Raw genomic sequence first — 16,270 nt, 5'->3', positions numbered from 1 at the left:
TGTTTACAGTTTACAGCGAATCAGTAGAGAGTGTTGCGGTCAGTCTATCCGGACTGGGAGCGAGCAACGAGATGATCGTCGAGATTCCGTGTCCAGTACGTAGTGGTCCCATCGGGACTACACCGTGTACAGAGGTGCAACGTCCCCTTGAGATGGCCGATTGCCACGCGGAACGAGATGAGGACTGGGACCCAGGATCCGCCCGTCGATGGCCGGCCAAAGTAGCTACTCGGCGCTCGAGGTGAGCGACTCGACGTACTGATTCTCCCACTCGCGTCGCGCTTCGAGTTCGCGCTGACCGCGGGCCGTGATCGTATAGTAGTTCGTCCGTTTATCGAGTTCGCCTTTCTCGACGAGACCCTTGTCGACGACCTCGTCGAGGTTGGGATACAGCCGCCCGTGATGGATTTCGGTCTCGTAGTACTCTTCGAGTTCGTCCTTGATTGCCAGCCCATGGGGCTCGTCTTGACCGGCGATCATATACAGGACGTCGCGCTGGAACGCAGTCAAATCGTACATATCGGAATTATTTCCTATTAGGTGATAAGGTTTCCGAGATATAGTTGAAGAATAGAAAGTAAGAGACTCTGTTGAAACTCTCCGTGGTTGATACAAACGGCGTGCTGCATACAGCGTGCGAGTACAGTACGTTCGTACGATCCCTGAAAGCAGAGATTCGTGATTAGTCCTAATCCACGACGTGTTTGAACGCCCGAAGCACGTTCTGGCCGTTATCTGACAATGAGACATATTTTTTCCGTCCAACTTTCTCAGTTTCAATGTATCCCTGCTCCCGTAGGGGTTTGATGACGTGGCGATCCAGTAATCGATAGTATCCCTTCTCGGTCTTAGTTTCGGACTCAATGAAAAAGGGAGATTGCTCATCGATCCCGTATTCGATTAGCTCCTTCTTGCTAACACCCCGATAGCGCCCCTGCGTGATCTCAGTAGTCTCTCTCTCAATAAAATCCAAGAAGGAGATATGAATATCAGACGGTCGTTCGATAGGATACCTTGGCAGTTCGAACACTTCCGCTATTTCGTCATGTAGTGGCTTCTCAGGTACTTGAGATGCGTCTGGCCCATACGACGGGCGCGCATAGATCGGTCGCGCTCCAGTCGCCATACACGCAATCATCCCAGCGATTGCAGTTATCTTACTGCCGGCGGAGAGATTGACGAAAACCTCCTCATCCGAGTAGTCAGTAATCGCTTTCGAGATCGTCCCGAGCGTGTCATACAGATCGAAAATATCGCAGGAACGCCGATCAACATCAAGACGTTCGTTGCTCTCTAACTCCTCTAAAAACGTCTGAATGAAGGCAACCTCATGATCGCTATCTCGATATTCAATAGGGACGACAATATCTGCCTTCCATTGATAGATCGGCTCCTTCAATCGAGCGTACTCGAACCCAATAGGAAAAATGTGAACTCGGTTGCTCACGGGAGGTTTGCTACTCATGGTTGACCACACGGCGTAGTTGGTAAAAATAGTCCGTTACTCTCGCTACTTTCTACCGGTCATCTGAACGAGCAAGGCACCGATCATGACCACCGTCAGGCCAATGATGTCGGTCAGAGTCAGGGTTTCACCGAGAAATATCCACCCTAAGATGGCCACCTGAGCCAGCATTGTGTTATTGATTACGCTTGATTCAGTGGCAGAAAGTGTCTGCAACGTCCGATTCCAGAGTGTGAACGCAAAGGCTGTATTGACGACTGCTAACCAGAGGATAATTAGCCAGCTCTGGAGGCTTAATGGCGGTAATCCCTGTACCGCTACGCCGGTTCCGAGAAGGATAGCTGACCCGAAACCCATGCTGACCGCCGTCACTGCGACCGCAGACAACGTTCCATCACGGTTGGCGTCTCGTCCGAGAATTGAAGCGAAAGAGTTTGAAAGAAGTCCGATCATCATAATGCCGGATCCAATCAGGACGAGAGTCCCGAAATCGAATGGGTAGAAATAGATCGTCACGCCGACAAACAGTAGTCCCATCCATGCCCATTGACGACCCGATGCGTGTTCTCCAAGCAACGGAACGCTCAAGATAGCCACGACGACGGGAGTAAACGTCAGAAACAGACTAACCGTGGCCGCCTTTAGGTACTGAAGCGCGACGAATTGCGCTCCCTGGGTAACAGCGTACATGACAACTCCGAGTAGGAGAAGCACACCAAGGTCTCTCCCATCAAGTCTACGAACGGACTGGTACCCTCCATTGTGCAGAAAGAGCGGAAGTAGTACGATTGCCGCTATTCCGTACCTCAGTCCTGCGAAAGTCAACGCAGGTATCTCTTCCAACCCGATTTTGATGAGAACATAGGAAGACGACCACAAGAAGGTTACAAGCAACGCTTCAAGAACGGCTCGAGTATGTTTAGACACGAACGGTATTGAATCTCTCATTTCACCTATTGCGTCCAGCCAGCTTGCCATTAGAGAAGGACAGCGGCAGAAGATAGTAACGTTAAGTGTGTTACTATCGTTACTAACGTTGGAAAAGCTCCTACTCACGCTCAGAGAGGTAGAGTGCTATATGCTGAATACAGAGGGTGGGGCTTGTTTAGACGCGTGAGATCAGTGGTATCAGAACCTCACGGCTTGCTCAATGTTTTTGACGGCAGCCTCGAGTAGTCGATCGGAGATTCAGAGAACCAAGTGTTGCTAGAACCGGATCATGCCGACACTCCACGTTTGGTTCGTCCAACCACGTAGTGCGTTGGTCACCTGCTTGGGCGATTGCAGTCATTTCTGAACGCCTCACCCCTTCGGGGGGTCGATAAACTCGGCGGAGAGTTTGGAATAAGACTTCAGAGTGTCAGAAAACAGTTCTCATACTTCCCCGTGGCTACCTGACAAACGGTAAGTACAGGGGAAGCACATATCATTCAGCGATTGAACTACCTAATACCTGCCAATAATGGCGTGCGAGATATAGAATGTCCATCGGTCATTCCAGTGGATTAGGGGCGACGAATCGTTTGGGGGCTATATTTTCGATGTTAGAGGCTTCAATGGGGTTGGGGAATTTCCCAAAGGCATTCAACAGTGCCTGTGTCGATTTCCTCGCGGAGAACGGTATTGGAACTGTGGCGGGACGCGAGCAATCGACGCCCGTTCTGAGAGTGACTAACCTCAGTCCCTCACGAAGCGTCCACATCCAACCGTGTCTGAGGTTTGAGTTCTGCGTCGAATCTTAGCGTTGTGATTCGCGGAGGATCAGCGGCTCGATGGCAAGTGTCCGTTTCGCTATGGTGACGATGCGAAGGACGTACGAGACGAACAGCATGAATGGAACGAGCGTCACCGCAAACGCACCGCCCACGACGAGGATGATGTGATTAAAACCGAGTGTGCTTCCCGGGAACGTCCCCGCATCGACGATTCCGACCATGATACCCGCAACGGCCAATGCCGGGACTGCAGCATAGAGAATCATCTGAGACAAGTTGATGAGCGCCCACTGGAAGTACAGCGTCTTGACGTGTTCGCGCGCCGGACCAAACAGAGACAGCGCTGTTTTGAGATCATCAAGCAAGCCGTGTTCTTCCTCGTTGAGACTCTCTTCGTATTCGTTCGCGAGACGTTCAACTTGGAAGATTTTCCAGCTATAATTAAAATTCAATGCGGCGAATAACACATCGAACGAGCCGAACTGCGCACCCTCGAGTTGGTCACGTACCGTGTCAGCGTTCCCAGTGACGCTTTCAGCAAATTCATCGACCTCTTCTCGGAGGTCCTCGTCATCATTCTTGCCAATGGACTCTCGAAGAGCTGTAGTCCGTTGTGCCGTGATTCCGATGATCTGCCGGAGGAATTCGGATGGATCGGTAGGACTTGGAGATCCGATTAATTCTTCAGTATAATCCCGGAAATCCATTGAACTGGCCATACGCTCGCGTTGATCGCCGAGCGGGCCATTCTCCTGGGAGAGGACGAGCTGACCGATCGTGACGACGAGTGTCGTCCCAGTCACGATGACCGTGATCATCGTCGAGAACATCGTGTCGATCATGTCGCCGGACTCGATTTGCCGTGAAAACGATGGATCGAGGACAGCGACGGCGATGATAAATGCGACGAACACGGCACTGGTCAGGATGCTGGAGACGAGAAGGCGGTTCGCACGCAGCAGCAACCAGAGTTTAATCCGACTCTCGCCCGAGCGCTCACGCATCGTGTTAGCCGTACTGATGTCGGTCTCGTCAGTCATACTGGCTCACCCGATTGGACAGGTCGCTTGAAAACGAGGTACTTGGTGCCGCCTCCCTCGTAGGCGATCGTCTCCACAAACTCCCAGCCCTCTGCACCGAGTTGATTCAACTCTGCTTTCGGATCCTCTGCTTCTTTTTGGGTCTCATCGCGCGGTGGGCGAAACGTCTCGTACTCCCAGCAGGTCACTTCTGATTCGGCCATCACTACTAGTAGGTACTGCAGCCCTCTATATTCCGCTCCACCACCGAGGTAGTGGGAACATTCCTGATACGGAATATGGTCTGCTTGGACGCTCAGCAGTGCACCGCGCAAGCACTCGGACATCGAAGCGGACAATGGATGACGGGCACTCCCTCACGCCGCCGGGCCGTTGCGACAATAGCCTTGGGCATCAAATCACGAGCCTACGGGGTCTCAGTCATCCCATCCCCCGAAAAACAGCATCTGCTGAGGGTGCCAGAAACCCGTCCACATCACCCGTGTTCGGAATTCCCGAATCGGACAGCACAGAGAACGGATTTATCCGTCTGTCTCTTTCCAGTCGTCCGGGTCTCCTTCACGGAATTCACCCTTGGCATGGCGTTCACGGGGCCAGAAGGTGACGCCCAGCAGTGCGACGTAGAACACGCCCACAACGGCAATCACAGCAATCCCAGGGAAACGGGCGATCCCAGCGGTTGTCAGCCAGTCTTGGCGCGGCGCGAACGCTGTAATCCTGAAGACCCACGCGCCCAAGAGGACACTGAGCAGAGCAAGGTACACACGCCGGAGCCGGTTTGCGAGTGCTTCGTATACCGAGACTTTCAGCGTCGGCTTGCGATAATCCCTGCTCAGTTCCGCCCGCCAGTCGTGGCTTTCAGTGCCTTGGGACGGATCAAGGGCGTTTGCGAACAGGTTCTCTTGGATGACTCGAGCACGAGAGCGAAAGACATCGTAGTCCCGGTACCGCCGTGCTTCGATGCCCAGAAAGATGGTGACGACAACGATCCCGATTAGCAAGATATAGTGTGGGTTATCAGCACTCGAAAACGCCCACGTCAAGATTGCCGCCATCAGCGTCACCGCCCACGTCGTCGTCTCGTCGAGGCGCTGCCGCCACGTCCCCACTCGGTCTATCTCTCCGCGATAGGCGTGGGCCATCACCGAACCAAGTCCCGTACTGTCCTCGACCATTTCGCGGCCGATTTCCCGTTGGTCTGGTGCTGTTGGGTCGAACTCGTCGCTACTCGGATCGGTCATAGAGGAGAGACATCCCCTCGCTCCATAAGCAGGTATGGTGACAGCATAATCTGAGTGTCATGTACTGGAGAACATCGAACAGTACGCATGTGTGATTGCCGTAATTTTGTACTGGTCACGCTTGAAAAATGGGCCCGAGAGAGTCATGGAGATGTTGATTCGGTAAGTACAGATAACAAAGTGACCGGACTGGTTGCCAGTTCCGACAATGGTTGTCACAAAGGGCCTGCAAGATCCAGAGCATGCATGCAGCATGACGACTCCGGTATCCGCAGTCACTGATCAGAACAGCTGTCAAGATCGGTGGAATATTAATATGTTTGCACCCCCTCTTATGTCGGAGTGACTGATCTGATTACCAAATACGCCGACTATGACTCATTTGCCCGTGCGTGGCATCCAGATACCCTCGCTGAGTACGATATCTCTCTGGAAGATGCCCGGGAACGGGGGCGTCTCAATGAACAGAAAACCCGGCAACTATGGCAATTGTTGGGACTCCTTGGTACCGATGATATTTTCATTCAACTGCCAGATTGGTTGGCCGACGAGAAGGTTGAAGTCACGGACAGAGCCACACCCACAATGTTCGTTGGATGCATCTCCAGAGAGACCGATGACGGAATTCTCTTCAAAGAGTCCGCAGCGGCCGGGCCGCTGATGGGACTCGCACACAAAATCAATTCACTCGAGAAGGGGATTGAAAATACAGGGGCCGATACCGACCGCCACGAGCGGTCAGAGAATCGTCTTCAAGACCACTACCAACAGTTTCACAACCGAAATGACCTTCCCACCCTCTCTTACGAGTGGCTTCCAAAAAGCCAACTCATAACGGCTGTTCAGCGGTGTGAGTGAACCAAATACCAGTCTTCATCGGTAGAAATAACGGTTGTAATGGCGATTTTTCAGAAATGGCTGTACGTCGATAGACCGGTACTAATCAGGCCGATAGACCGCATTCCTCTAGGACTGCTGTGCGAGATACAGGGCGCAGATTTCGCACGAGTATCGAAATATCTCACTCAGCTTGTAGAATCTGCGGTGAGCAATTCGCATCTGTAGTGAACAGATAGTTCAGTCCGGATAGCGCGAAAAGAACCCTACGTGGATCGTTCTATGACACCTCTACAAGACTCAGTTGTCATCCCCGACGAACCGCCGTGCACGCGTCCAGATTGAGTCGTCTTGATCAGGAGTCCCATCCATCTCGGGATCCGAAGAGTCCTCACGCCGCTCAAGTTCCTCCTGGTAATCACTGAGTTGCTCTCGGAGCCTTTCGTTGGTTGCCTCGAGTTCGGCGATACGGTCGTCTCTCTCCTCGAGTGTTGCCTCGAGGTCGTCGACGCGGTCAGACAACAGTCGATTTTTCTCGACTAGATACGCATGATTCTGTGCTGGCTCATCACGGTTCTCGGCGGTCGACGACTCGCTCTCTTTGGAACTCGGTTCGCTCGAGTCCTCTCGAGCGTCCGGATCGTAGAACTCGGAGGTGTTCGCTACCGCTCGTTCGATGGTCTTCTCGCCGTACGTCGAGCCATCCCCATAGTGGACGTCGTCCCACTTTTCCCGGAGAAGGCCAGACTGGCGGAAGAGCCGATCCACTCGTGTGTGATCGCCACCAGTCCAGAACGACAGTAAACAGCACAGCGCCATATCAGCCTCTGACTGGCTCTCGTAGCCGGCGGTTGAACCGCGCCATAACCGCTCGAACTTCTCACCGTTCGACGCATTTCGCGCCTTCTCGAGCAACTCCTCGTCCTCGAGGTCAACGTCGATCTCGACTGCCGTGTTCGTCGATATCTGCTCGTTAGTCGTGCCACGATTCTCGGATTCGGATTTCGCGTCAGTATCGGTGTTCTGGACGTACTCTCGGTGAATCGCCTCGAGTGCATCCTGTCGACGGGATACATGGTTAGGCGTCTCCTCGAGGGAATCACCGGTCACGGTGAAAAACCGAGCAGTGTCGTACAGTTCGATACTTCCACGTCGATTCCGTCCGTCCGGGAGCTTACCCTCGATGAGCACATGGAAGCCAGTTCCCGAGGGTGAGATCTCCGTATAGGAATCGAGTCGCTCGATAATATCCCGCGCTCGGTCGTCGACGTCCCCAGTTTCCGGATCTCGGCAGTCATCCAAGTCGACGCCAACGATGGGATCGTCGTCGGTAAACACGAACCCAATGCCATCCGCCTCTCTCGAGTCGGCATACTCGAGCGCCGTCTCGGCTGACGCCCATGTGGTCGGATCCGTCGAGGACGCAAACTCACCACTCCCCGGTGTCACTGGGATCTTAGTCGGCTTCCCATCTCGAGATTCTTCTCGCCAGCACACCCACTGGTCACGCTTTCATAACTGCTCGAGAAGCGCCGAAACTGTACTTTCAGACATCAGTGATCCGCCTCGTACTGCGCGTCCATCTAGTCGCATACCACCCATCAGTATGCTGATAAACATGTCATAGGCCGAGAGGCTGTCCGCAACCCTGTCCAACGGGTGCAACCCATTGTATACTAGTTGGTTTTGGGTGAGTATTTGCCCTGAACATCGCTTCCGTACTGCGTTTTTGCCCTGAACAATACTCAAACATCTGACCTGAACGGGAATTTTGCCCTGAACAAATCCGACTATACGGCTGATAGTGGCAATTATACCGGTTAAGAACCGACTTTCTGAATTTGTGTTGGGGAAGGGAGATTGTCACGGGCCGGGATGCCTGAATTATATTTATTATCAACCTTTGAAGGCCGACCGAAGTAGCGAGGATGAGAGCAACACCCACCTGTGAATCGCCGTCGTGAACTGCGCAACGTCCATGCAGGGAGGAGGCCGAAACCGCCACCACGGGGAAAGCTGCGTCCTCAAGGAATGAGCCGAAGGCAAACGAGTAGAGAGGGGTAGTTTACTTTCCGTCTCCCGATTCTGTACGCTCCGCGTGTGCGACGAGTACCGGGGCTTCGCCGGATCGGATAACGCGGTCCGTCGAACTGCCGATGATGTGCTCTTTGAGTCCCGAGCGACCGCTCTGACCCATTACGATGAGATCCACGGAGTGGTCACTGCTGTAGTCGGTGATTGCCTCCTGTGGGGTTCCCTCGAGCATGGTCCGTTCGTGTTGCACACCGGCCGCTTCGGCTCGTTCCTGGGCGCTCTCGAGTGCATCGGTTCCCTCTTGCTCGAGCGTTTCCGTGAGTTCCGGCGCGATCGTTCCGAGCCCGGACGCCGACATCTCGGTCCCGATGTCGATCACGTGCAGGAAGTGGACCGTCGCCCCGTGCGGTTTCGCGATACTGATCGCGTGTGCGACTGCCGCATCGCTCGCATCGCTTCCATCTGTCGGGACTAAGATATCGTCGTACACGTTCACATGTTGGGTAGCAAACGGGAAAAAGGGACGGCCCAAACCCGATTCGGACCGGTCGGGCTAGTCTAGTGACCCGACGTGCTCTGCATCGAGCGGATCCTCGATATCTCCCATGATCACCTCGAGCAGGTCCGTCACGGTTACGAGCCCGACGACATCGCCGTCTTCGATCACCAGCGCGAGTTCTTGGCTTTCGGTCTGGAACTGGTCAATCGCGTCGCTGACGTCCGTATCGGGTGAGAGCGTCATCGGCGGTGCCGCCAACTCGGCGAAATCGAGTTCGTCAGTTAGTTTCTCGCGGTGTCTGACCAGCACCGGCGTGTAGACGATTCCTTGAAAGTCGGTCAGGTCGTCGCCGACCAGCGGGTAGCGGGTCTGCGGGCGGTCTTCCATCCGCTGGAAGTTCGTCTCTGCGTCGTCGGCTGTCGACAGCGCGACGATATCCTCGGGGGGAACCATCACCTCACTGATTGTCTGTTCACCGATCTCGAGTGCGTTCATCACTTCCTCGCGACGTTCGTCGGGAAGGTCGCCCTCCTCGAGGACCGCCCCGAGTCGGTTTCGCAGGTCCGCTCGAGATTCGATGACGTCCCGTTCGGTTTCGCGCCACGCACCGGTCATCTCGATGCCGAAGAGTCGGAGCGTCCCCTTCGCGATCAGGTCGCCGAACTTGATCACCGGAGCGAGAACCTTGGCGAACCAGTACAGCGGCCGCGCACCGTACTTACAGACCTGTTTCGACCGTTCGACGCCGAGGTACGTCGGCGTTTGCTCGCCGTGGGTCAGGTGAACCAGGTTGATGAGCAAGAACCCGAGCAACGAGCCGGCGCCGATCGATGCCAGCCTTGTGTCTTCGAATATCGGCTCGAATATCGCCGCAAGCCCGGGTTCGGCGACGATACCCAATGCGATACTCGTCCCCGAGATCCACACCTGACACGTCGTCAGGTAAAACTCGAGGTTGTCGGTCATGTCCCAGGCGAGTTGGAGCGACGGCGTGTCGAACTCCGACTCGGGGTACTGGCGAGCGCGGGTCAGCGCGAACTCGATGGCGACGAAGAACGCGTTCAACCCGATGAGCAGGATCCCTGCCAGTATCCGACCACTAATTTCGAGAGGTTCCATACCGACTCATCGGGACGACGGATACAAATTAGTGTGGAAATACGAACGTCCGTTGGACGATTCTAGTGGGAACTCCGTACTTTCTGTCTCCTCACGCTGGAAGATCTGCCAATTCGTGCGGCCGAAGCACCCTACCATACTCGCTCACGGCTAAAGGCGAGGTACTTACGTTTGGGTCGCTAACCCAACGCGTACTTGTATGCGTCTCAGATCGTCAATCTGGTGGTGGAGCCGATGACGAACGACGAGTCGATCGAATCCGAAGAGTACGCCGTTGCACTCGAGGATCTGCGCGAGGCGGTCGAGTCCAAACCGATCCGGGACACGCAACTGTCGGGCCTGTACGAAGAGGCGTCGACGGCGCGCGTCGATCTGTGGAACACCGTCACCGCCTTCATCGATATCGAAGACGGCGAGGCTATCGTCACTGACGAATCGAAGCTTGCGGAGGGAACGTGGGCTCCCGAAATCGTCGACGATTGCGACGCGATGCTCACCGTCGACGTACAGCGAGGGCTTTCCGAGGACCTGTTCAAATCGATCGCGGACGAGAAACTCGCGGCGATGATCGAGGACGCGAAACAGGACTCGGATTGAATCGGGCTGGTTGATAGGGTAACCGTGGACGCTCCCGATCCGGTGGAGGTCCGCAGTTGCCGGCCCAAAATCGCGATGGCTCACACCGGCCCTCGAGTAGCGATGAAATCGTGAACCGTGTCCGAGACTAGCCGTTTGCGTGCTGGGCGAGCACGACGATTGCGACACTCTTCTCGAGCGCTTTCGGCGAAACGTCTTGCTCCCCGTCGAACCGGAGTAGTTCACCCGCGCGTAGTTCGTGGCGGTCCTCGCCGACCGTGACGGCCATCCGTCCCTCGAGCAGATGGAAGACGACCTGGCGATCGGGATGGGTATGTGCCGGAAGCCGTTCGCCTTCGTCCAGCGTCAGTCGAACCGTTCGCGGCTCGTTCTCGAATACTCGCGCGTGTGGTTCTCCTTCGAGCGTCTCGAGCGTGGCGCATTCGGTGGGTGTCGGGGATCTATTCGTGCGGTCGCTCATTCGTCTCCCGGTTGGGAACGCAGGTGGATGATATTTGGGACGAACTTGTTCGGTCGAATTTCGACAGGGGTGCCGTTCTTGGTATTACGAATGCCAATCAATTTCGTTGCATCGGTCCTGCCCGCGCGATGGCAACTATAAAGAGCGTGTTCCCCCTTGCCCATCGTACTGAAACGATGGCAATCGACCAGGAGACTGCAATGACCGACGAGGCGATCGATGCCTTCCTCGGCGCTCACGAGACGGGGGTACTGTCGCTCGCGCGCGAGGACGACCCCTACGCGATTCCTATTTCATACGGGTACGACGATACCGATCGCGTCGTCTATCTGCGGCTCGTATCGACGCCGGAAAGCGAAAAACGACAGTTTCTCGATTCCTCGCCGGCTGCTCGCCTCGTCGTCTACGACGAACAGGACGAGACCTATCGGAGCGTCGTGGCTATCGGCGTCCTCGAGTCCATTCCGCCGACGACGTTGACGCCGGAACAGATCGCCCAGTACGGAGACGCGAAGCGCCCGCTCTTCGAAATCTGGGCGCACGACAAACAGGACCTCGACATCGAACTGTACCGCCTCGAGCCCGAGTCGCTGAGCGGACGGCGAACGGAAATCGATCGAACGGACTGACGGAGACGCCGCGCCTCGCTCCTCTCAACTCGTTTGCTGATTAGGGGCAAAATCGGCGGCCGTAACGTCGGCGCTACAGACTGGACAGCCGTGGGTCAACGTGGCCTCGCGCATAGACTCGTTGACCTCGATTACTTGTCCGCATTCCGGGCAGGTGAACTCGTATCTACTCATGAGGATGGTCGGTTCGTTCGAACCGGTGGTCTTTGTTCATTGCTGCGTGCCCATTGCATATAGGGTTGCGGTTCGCTGCCAGCCGCCGGTAGTTCTCGAAGCCTTCTTGACCAATGCCCTCGAGAATCGTCGATCACTCCGGTTCGTATTCGACGATCGCATCGAGGAGTTTCGTCTGTGCGGCCGCGAGGTGTTCGCTGAACGTCGTCCCGGAAATGTCGAGTACGTCCGCGACCTCGCCGGCGTTGGCTCGTTTCGGGTGGTCGAAGTACCCCATTCGGTGGGCCGTCTCGAGCACCTCCGTTTGTCGGTCCGTGAGCGTGCTCCGATCGACGAAGACGAGATGCTGTTCGGCGCGGTCGTGTTGTGACTGAAGCAGTCGCTGGACATCCAGAGTCGAGTACCGACGCTGTAACTCCCCGATGATCGCCTGTAACCCCTCCATATCGGGCGCGTGGAAGGTGAGAAACAGCGCAGACTCCCTCGCTCGAACGTCGATCACGGGCGAGCCGTGGCGTTCGATGCACTCGCAGGGACACCCGCAACCGAGTTCCCGATCGAATCGGTAGACTTCGCTCGAGCCGTACGAAAAGACCGGCGATAGTTCGGTGTCAGTTTCGAACTCGTCGGGATACTCCGCCGCCTGCAGCATGAACTCCTCGGAGACGCGCTCGGGCTGTTCCGGACTCGTGCTCTTGGAGACCGATTGGACGGTTCCGCTTGCCTCCGTGGCGGCCTGTGTTACAATGCAGCCGTCCGGATCGGTGAGTTTCACCTCCGCGCGGATCCCCGAGGCCATTACCTTCCGTTGTGGGTTCCACCCCCCTAAACCCTCCGTCGACCGTGTTCGGGTTCGACGCCACCTCCCGGATACTCACCCCTATATAAAATACCCTGTATTTATGGGTATTCAATTGGTGGCGATAGCGCCGATACTAGTAGGTAAGACAATGAGCACTACTCTCTCACAGGCGACACAAGAACACACCGTAATCGAAGACGCCGCTGATGCCCAGGCGGTGCTGGGGGCGCTCAACGATGCCGACTGTCGGACCATCCTCGAGGCAACGCACGATGAACCCCTGACTGCGACTGAACTGTCCGAGCGCTGTGCGATCCCGAGTTCGACGACGTATCGGAAAGTCGAGGAATTGGCCGAGGTCGGGCTCCTCGAGGACCGGATTCGAATCAACACCTCGAGCAAACACGCCACCGAGTACCGACGACGCTTCGACGCCGTCGCCGTCTCGGTCGACGGGGGCGACCTCGTGGTCGAAGTGACGGCCCTCGAGTCTGGAACCGAGAGTTGTATAGGCGGAGAAGCGTCCGATGACGGCAAGTTCGAAATCGACGCAGGTAGGTCGTACGCTGTTGCCGACGACTGAACTGGTCTGTCAAAATTCGGATCGCATCTTTTCGCTTGCAGATTAGCTGTCGTCTATCTCTTCGTGGACGAACGGCTTGGCGTCCTCCCCGGCGTAGGTCGCGACGCGGTGGCCGTCGCCCTCGAGGTAGTACTGGTAGGTGGTCAGTCCCTCGAGGCCGACCGGCCCTCTGGCGTGGATCTTTCCGGTGCTGATGCCGACTTCGGCCCCGAGTCCGAACCGGTAGCCGTCGGCGAAGCGGGTAGAGGCGTTGTGGAACACGCTCGCCGAGTCGAGACTCCGCATGAACTCGCTCGCGCGATCAGAATCGTCGGTGACGATCGATTCCGTGTGTTTCGAGCCGTAGGTCGTGATGTGCTCTATCGCAGACTCGAGCGAGTCGACGACGTTGATCGAGAGGATCAGGTCGCCGTATTCGGTCGCCCAATCTTCGGCGGTTGCAGGCTCCATATCGACGATCTCGCGGGACCGTTCGTCGCCGCGCAACTCGACGCCGGCTTCGGTGTATCGCTCGGCCATCTCGGGGAGGAATTCCTCGGCAACGGCTTCGTGGACCAACAGCGTCTCGACTGCGTTACACACTGCCGGGTACTGCACCTTGGCGTCGTAGGCGATGTCCACCGCCATCGACTGGTCAGCGTGCTCGTCGACGTAGACGTGACAGATGCCTTCCGTGTGGCCGAGCACGGGAATGCTCGTGTTGTTCTGGATGTAACTGACGAACTGTGAACTCCCGCGGGGCATCAGCAGGTCGATCGAGTCGTCCATCTCGAGCAGGGCGTCGACGTCTGCGCGCGCCTCGACGAGTTGTGCCCAGCCGTCGGGCATGTCGGTTGTCGCCTCTCGAATGATCTCGAAGAGGATCCGATTCGATTCGCTCGCTTCGCTCCCGCCTTTGAGAATCACCGCGTTCCCCGACTTGAGACTGAGCGCGGCGATCTGGACGAGCGCGTCGGGTCTCGATTCGAAGATCGTTCCGATGACCCCGATGGGCACGGTGCGTTTGTACAGTTCGAGATCCTCGTCGAGGCGTCTGGCGGTCTGGGTCGCCCCGAGCGGATCGTCCTGGTCGGCGACGCTTCGGACCATCTCCGCAATGTCCTCGAGTTTCGACGACGAGAGTTTCAGCCGGTCGACCAGCGCCTGCGTGTACTCGCCGTCCTCGAGGAGCGCCTCGGCCTCGCGAACGTCCGTCTCGTTAGCATCGAGTATCTCGTCGTGTCGGTCGTCGATCGCCTCGGCGATCGAGATGATTGCTTCGGAACGTTCCTCGCCGGACCGTTTGGCCAGCTCGAGCGCGGCCGTCTGTGCCTCCGCGACCTTCGTTTCGGGGGATTTCTCAGTCATCGGTCTCACCGTTCGTTGGGATGAATATGGTTCCCACTGGCTTGCCGGCATCGATTTTCTCGAGGACACCCTTCTCGGTCGATCTGGCGATGACGGCGGGGATTCCGTGTTCGCTCACTGACCGTGCGCCCGCTACCTTCGTCTGTATCCCGCCGAAAGACGCGGTGGAACTGCTTTCGATCAGGTCCTGTACCTCCCCGTAGTTGTGCCCGACCGCCTCGATCCGTTCTGCGCCGGGATTGTCCTTCGGATTCTCCCTGTAGACGCCGCCGACGTCGGTCAGCGTCACCAGCAGGTCGGCCTCGGAACCGATCGCGATCGACGACGAGAGCATGTCGTTGTCGCCGATTCGTATCTCTTCGGTCGTGACGGCGTCGTTTTCGTTGATGATCGGAACGATACCCCACTCGAGGAGCGTTTCGACGGTGTTCGTGAAGTTAGTGAACCGGTCCGGATTATCGAGGTCGCTCTGGGTGATGAGTATCTGGGCGACTTTCTGATCGTAGCGGTCGAAGCTTTCCGTGTACCGATGCATCAGGTGGGATTGACCGACGGTCGACAGTGCCTGTGATTGCTCGACGGTCTCGCTTTCGTAGCCGACTCGTCCCTTTCCGGCACCGACGGCACCCGAGGAGACGAGCAACACGTCCGTCCCGCTCGAGCGTAGGTCCTGAACGTCGTCGACGAGTTTGTCGAGTTTGTCGTCGTCGAGGTTCGACTGTTCGTCGGTCAGCGAGTTCGTTCCCGCCTTCACGACGGCCCGATCTGCGTTGGCTGCGAGTCGTCGTGCGGTGTCGACGTCGTTCATTTCGATCGTATCACTCATTGGCAACCTCTGCTGCGAGTTCGCTAGATCGTTCTTCGGCCGCGGCCACCGCCTCTGCGACCGTCTCTTCGACGCTGCTGTTCCGGAGAACGTTCATCCCTTCGATCGTCGTTCCCTTCGGCGAGCAGACCGCATCGATGAGTTCGTCCGTGGTTCGCTCGTCGCGAAGCACCGTCTCCGCGGCCCCCTTGAACGTCTGTGCCGCCAGGATTTCCGCCTTTTCGGGGTCGAGTCCGCTGGAAATCCCGGCTTGCTTGACGGCATTTAGCAGGTAAAACACGAACGCGGGTCCGCTGCCGTTGACCGCGGTTGCGACGTCCATCTGCTCTTCGTGAATCTCGACGACGATGCCGACGTCCTCGAGCACGGACGTGACATCCTCACCGATTTCCGTGCCGGAAATCGCACCCGCCATGGTCCCCGACTCCGCAGCGAGGTTCGGCATCAGCCGAACGACCGCCGCGTCCGTCCGCGCCTCGAGCACGTCCGTCGAGACGCCGGCGGCGATAGAGACGAGCGTCTGCTCCGCAGAGAGATCGAGATCCTCGACGACCGTTCCGGTGATATCCGGCTTGACGACGACGAAGACGATCTCCGCCTCGGCAGCCGTCTCGAGGTCCGTCGTCGTGTTCGAACAAAATTCCGTAACCGAATCGAGAGCCTGCGGGTCGACGTCACAGGCTGTGACCGTGTGAGTCCCGGTTCTGGCGAGGCCCCGTATGAGGGCCGAACCCATGTTCCCGCACCCGATGACGCTGACGTGTACCATTCTATATCCCCCTTCGTGGTGTGGGGACCATAGCAACTTTGATTTGCATCGCTCCGGCGAGAGTATCGAACGGAGGCCATCGGCGTGTCGTCCGCTCGAGGACGAGACGGCACTGGATCGATTCCGATCGCGT

19 protein-coding genes and 1 pseudogene are annotated in these 16,270 nt (G+C 56.8%); 4 read left to right on the top strand and 16 right to left on the bottom strand.

All coding sequences use genetic code 11. The annotated features are described in order from the left end of the window. Positions 1-44: 44 nt before the first annotated feature. The 7 genes and pseudogenes from HALLA_RS21835 to HALLA_RS15555 form a co-directional block, all read right to left on the bottom strand. Positions 45-182, bottom strand: a pseudogene (locus tag HALLA_RS21835) (DUF7558 family protein); the annotation flags it as partial. A gap of 43 nt (positions 183-225) precedes the next feature. Continuing rightward, complete coding sequence (locus HALLA_RS15580) at positions 226-519, bottom strand: PadR family transcriptional regulator (RefSeq protein WP_049954411.1); 294 nt, start codon at positions 517-519, stop codon at positions 226-228. 169 nt (positions 520-688) lie between these two features. Next, a complete protein-coding gene (locus HALLA_RS15575; RefSeq protein ID WP_049954410.1) occupies positions 689-1,465 on the bottom strand; it encodes an HFX_2341 family transcriptional regulator domain-containing protein in 777 nt (258 codons plus the stop codon). Positions 1,466-1,510: 45 nt separating this feature from the next. Beyond that, positions 1,511-2,443, bottom strand: a complete 933-nt coding sequence (locus HALLA_RS15570) for a DMT family transporter (protein WP_049954409.1) — start codon at positions 2,441-2,443, stop codon at positions 1,511-1,513. 760 nt (positions 2,444-3,203) lie between these two features. After that, positions 3,204-4,220: a hypothetical protein gene (locus tag HALLA_RS15565; RefSeq protein WP_049954408.1), complete on the bottom strand. Its 1,017-nt coding sequence runs from the start codon at positions 4,218-4,220 to the stop codon at positions 3,204-3,206. Then, entirely contained in the window at positions 4,217-4,423 is a 207-nt protein-coding gene (locus HALLA_RS15560; protein WP_049954589.1) for a DUF4177 domain-containing protein, read from the bottom strand. The genes HALLA_RS15565 and HALLA_RS15560 overlap by 4 nt, the downstream gene beginning before the upstream one ends. A 318-nt stretch (positions 4,424-4,741) precedes the next feature. Further along, positions 4,742-5,461, bottom strand: a complete 720-nt coding sequence (locus tag HALLA_RS15555) for a DUF2270 domain-containing protein (protein WP_049954407.1) — start codon at positions 5,459-5,461, stop codon at positions 4,742-4,744. 342 nt (positions 5,462-5,803) lie between these two features. Here HALLA_RS15555 and HALLA_RS15550 point away from each other — a divergent pair, with 342 nt between their 5' ends. Continuing rightward, positions 5,804-6,319: a hypothetical protein gene (locus tag HALLA_RS15550; RefSeq protein ID WP_049954406.1), complete on the top strand. Its 516-nt coding sequence runs from the start codon at positions 5,804-5,806 to the stop codon at positions 6,317-6,319. Between the two features lie 279 nt (positions 6,320-6,598). Here the strand turns inward: HALLA_RS15550 and HALLA_RS15545 are convergent, their stop codons facing one another. From HALLA_RS15545 to HALLA_RS15535, 3 genes are all read right to left on the bottom strand, one after another. Beyond that, entirely contained in the window at positions 6,599-7,795 is a 1,197-nt protein-coding gene (locus HALLA_RS15545) for a phage NrS-1 polymerase family protein (protein WP_242406212.1), read from the bottom strand. A gap of 568 nt (positions 7,796-8,363) precedes the next feature. Continuing rightward, the gene (locus HALLA_RS15540; protein ID WP_049954588.1) at positions 8,364-8,822 is read right to left on the bottom strand and encodes a universal stress protein; all 459 of its coding nucleotides are present in this window, start codon (positions 8,820-8,822) and stop codon (positions 8,364-8,366) included. A 63-nt stretch (positions 8,823-8,885) separates the two neighbouring features. Further along, positions 8,886-9,950, bottom strand: a complete 1,065-nt coding sequence (locus HALLA_RS15535; protein WP_049954404.1) for a CNNM domain-containing protein — start codon at positions 9,948-9,950, stop codon at positions 8,886-8,888. A 234-nt stretch (positions 9,951-10,184) separates the two neighbouring features. Here HALLA_RS15535 and HALLA_RS15530 point away from each other — a divergent pair, with 234 nt between their 5' ends. After that, the gene (locus tag HALLA_RS15530; protein WP_049954403.1) at positions 10,185-10,547 is read left to right on the top strand and encodes a hypothetical protein; all 363 of its coding nucleotides are present in this window, start codon (positions 10,185-10,187) and stop codon (positions 10,545-10,547) included. Positions 10,548-10,674: 127 nt separating this feature from the next. Here HALLA_RS15530 and HALLA_RS15525 read toward each other — a convergent pair whose 3' ends face one another. Then, positions 10,675-11,007 (bottom strand): cupin domain-containing protein, encoded by a 333-nt coding sequence (locus HALLA_RS15525; protein WP_049954402.1) that lies wholly within the window; start codon positions 11,005-11,007, stop codon positions 10,675-10,677. 176 nt (positions 11,008-11,183) lie between these two features. On the opposite strand from HALLA_RS15525, the gene HALLA_RS15520 reads away from it, so the two are divergent. Then, on the top strand, positions 11,184-11,636 hold the full coding sequence (locus tag HALLA_RS15520) for a pyridoxamine 5'-phosphate oxidase family protein (protein WP_049954401.1): 453 nt from the start codon (positions 11,184-11,186) through the stop codon (positions 11,634-11,636). 24 nt (positions 11,637-11,660) lie between these two features. Here HALLA_RS15520 and HALLA_RS20070 read toward each other — a convergent pair whose 3' ends face one another. Then, a complete protein-coding gene (locus HALLA_RS20070; protein WP_084569064.1) occupies positions 11,661-11,810 on the bottom strand; it encodes a DUF7560 family zinc ribbon protein in 150 nt (49 codons plus the stop codon). Positions 11,811-11,943: 133 nt separating this feature from the next. Beyond that, a complete protein-coding gene (locus HALLA_RS15515; protein ID WP_049954400.1) occupies positions 11,944-12,609 on the bottom strand; it encodes a helix-turn-helix domain-containing protein in 666 nt (221 codons plus the stop codon). Positions 12,610-12,760: 151 nt separating this feature from the next. On the opposite strand from HALLA_RS15515, the gene HALLA_RS15510 reads away from it, so the two are divergent. Further along, positions 12,761-13,195 (top strand): winged helix-turn-helix domain-containing protein, encoded by a 435-nt coding sequence (locus tag HALLA_RS15510; RefSeq protein ID WP_084569063.1) that lies wholly within the window; start codon positions 12,761-12,763, stop codon positions 13,193-13,195. A gap of 42 nt (positions 13,196-13,237) precedes the next feature. Here HALLA_RS15510 and HALLA_RS15505 read toward each other — a convergent pair whose 3' ends face one another. The 3 genes from HALLA_RS15505 to proC are packed head-to-tail and all read right to left on the bottom strand — an operon-like array spanning position 13,238 to position 16,137. Then, a complete protein-coding gene (locus tag HALLA_RS15505) occupies positions 13,238-14,542 on the bottom strand; it encodes a glutamate-5-semialdehyde dehydrogenase (RefSeq protein ID WP_049954399.1) in 1,305 nt (434 codons plus the stop codon). After that, positions 14,535-15,368, bottom strand: coding sequence for a glutamate 5-kinase (gene proB, locus HALLA_RS15500; RefSeq protein WP_049954398.1), 834 nt, complete (start codon positions 15,366-15,368; stop codon positions 14,535-14,537). Before proB ends, HALLA_RS15505 begins: the two co-directional genes overlap by 8 nt. Next, positions 15,361-16,137, bottom strand: coding sequence for a pyrroline-5-carboxylate reductase (proC, locus tag HALLA_RS15495; protein ID WP_049954397.1), 777 nt, complete (start codon positions 16,135-16,137; stop codon positions 15,361-15,363). Before proC ends, proB begins: the two co-directional genes overlap by 8 nt. Positions 16,138-16,270 lie beyond the last annotated feature (133 nt).

The sequence above is a fragment of the Halostagnicola larsenii XH-48 genome (assembly GCF_000517625.1).
Lineage (GTDB): Archaea > Halobacteriota > Halobacteria > Halobacteriales > Natrialbaceae > Halostagnicola > Halostagnicola larsenii.
Note: the sequence above shows the minus strand (reverse complement) of the source record. Positions and strands in the feature narration are given on the sequence as shown.

Bases quoted from the DNA above. Each gene is read 5' to 3' on its own strand.
- proB (WP_049954398.1), bottom strand. From the start codon at position 15,368: ATGAGTGATACGATCGAAATGAACGACGTCGACACCGCACGACGACTC.
- HALLA_RS15555 (WP_049954407.1), bottom strand. From the start codon at position 5,461: ATGACCGATCCGAGTAGCGACGAGTTCGACCCAACAGCACCAGACCAA.
- HALLA_RS15580 (WP_049954411.1), bottom strand. From the start codon at position 519: ATGTACGATTTGACTGCGTTCCAGCGCGACGTCCTGTATATGATCGCC.
- proC (WP_049954397.1), bottom strand. From the start codon at position 16,137: ATGGTACACGTCAGCGTCATCGGGTGCGGGAACATGGGTTCGGCCCTC.
- HALLA_RS20070 (WP_084569064.1), bottom strand. From the start codon at position 11,810: ATGAGTAGATACGAGTTCACCTGCCCGGAATGCGGACAAGTAATCGAG.
- HALLA_RS15565 (WP_049954408.1), bottom strand. From the start codon at position 4,220: ATGACTGACGAGACCGACATCAGTACGGCTAACACGATGCGTGAGCGC.
- HALLA_RS15505 (WP_049954399.1), bottom strand. From the start codon at position 14,542: ATGACTGAGAAATCCCCCGAAACGAAGGTCGCGGAGGCACAGACGGCC.
- HALLA_RS15510 (WP_084569063.1), top strand. From the start codon at position 12,761: ATGAGCACTACTCTCTCACAGGCGACACAAGAACACACCGTAATCGAA.
- HALLA_RS15560 (WP_049954589.1), bottom strand. From the start codon at position 4,423: ATGGCCGAATCAGAAGTGACCTGCTGGGAGTACGAGACGTTTCGCCCA.
- HALLA_RS15530 (WP_049954403.1), top strand. From the start codon at position 10,185: ATGACGAACGACGAGTCGATCGAATCCGAAGAGTACGCCGTTGCACTC.
- HALLA_RS15575 (WP_049954410.1), bottom strand. From the start codon at position 1,465: ATGAGTAGCAAACCTCCCGTGAGCAACCGAGTTCACATTTTTCCTATT.
- HALLA_RS15515 (WP_049954400.1), bottom strand. From the start codon at position 12,609: ATGGCCTCGGGGATCCGCGCGGAGGTGAAACTCACCGATCCGGACGGC.
- HALLA_RS15520 (WP_049954401.1), top strand. From the start codon at position 11,184: ATGGCAATCGACCAGGAGACTGCAATGACCGACGAGGCGATCGATGCC.
- HALLA_RS15570 (WP_049954409.1), bottom strand. From the start codon at position 2,443: ATGGCAAGCTGGCTGGACGCAATAGGTGAAATGAGAGATTCAATACCG.
- HALLA_RS15525 (WP_049954402.1), bottom strand. From the start codon at position 11,007: ATGAGCGACCGCACGAATAGATCCCCGACACCCACCGAATGCGCCACG.
- HALLA_RS15535 (WP_049954404.1), bottom strand. From the start codon at position 9,950: ATGGAACCTCTCGAAATTAGTGGTCGGATACTGGCAGGGATCCTGCTC.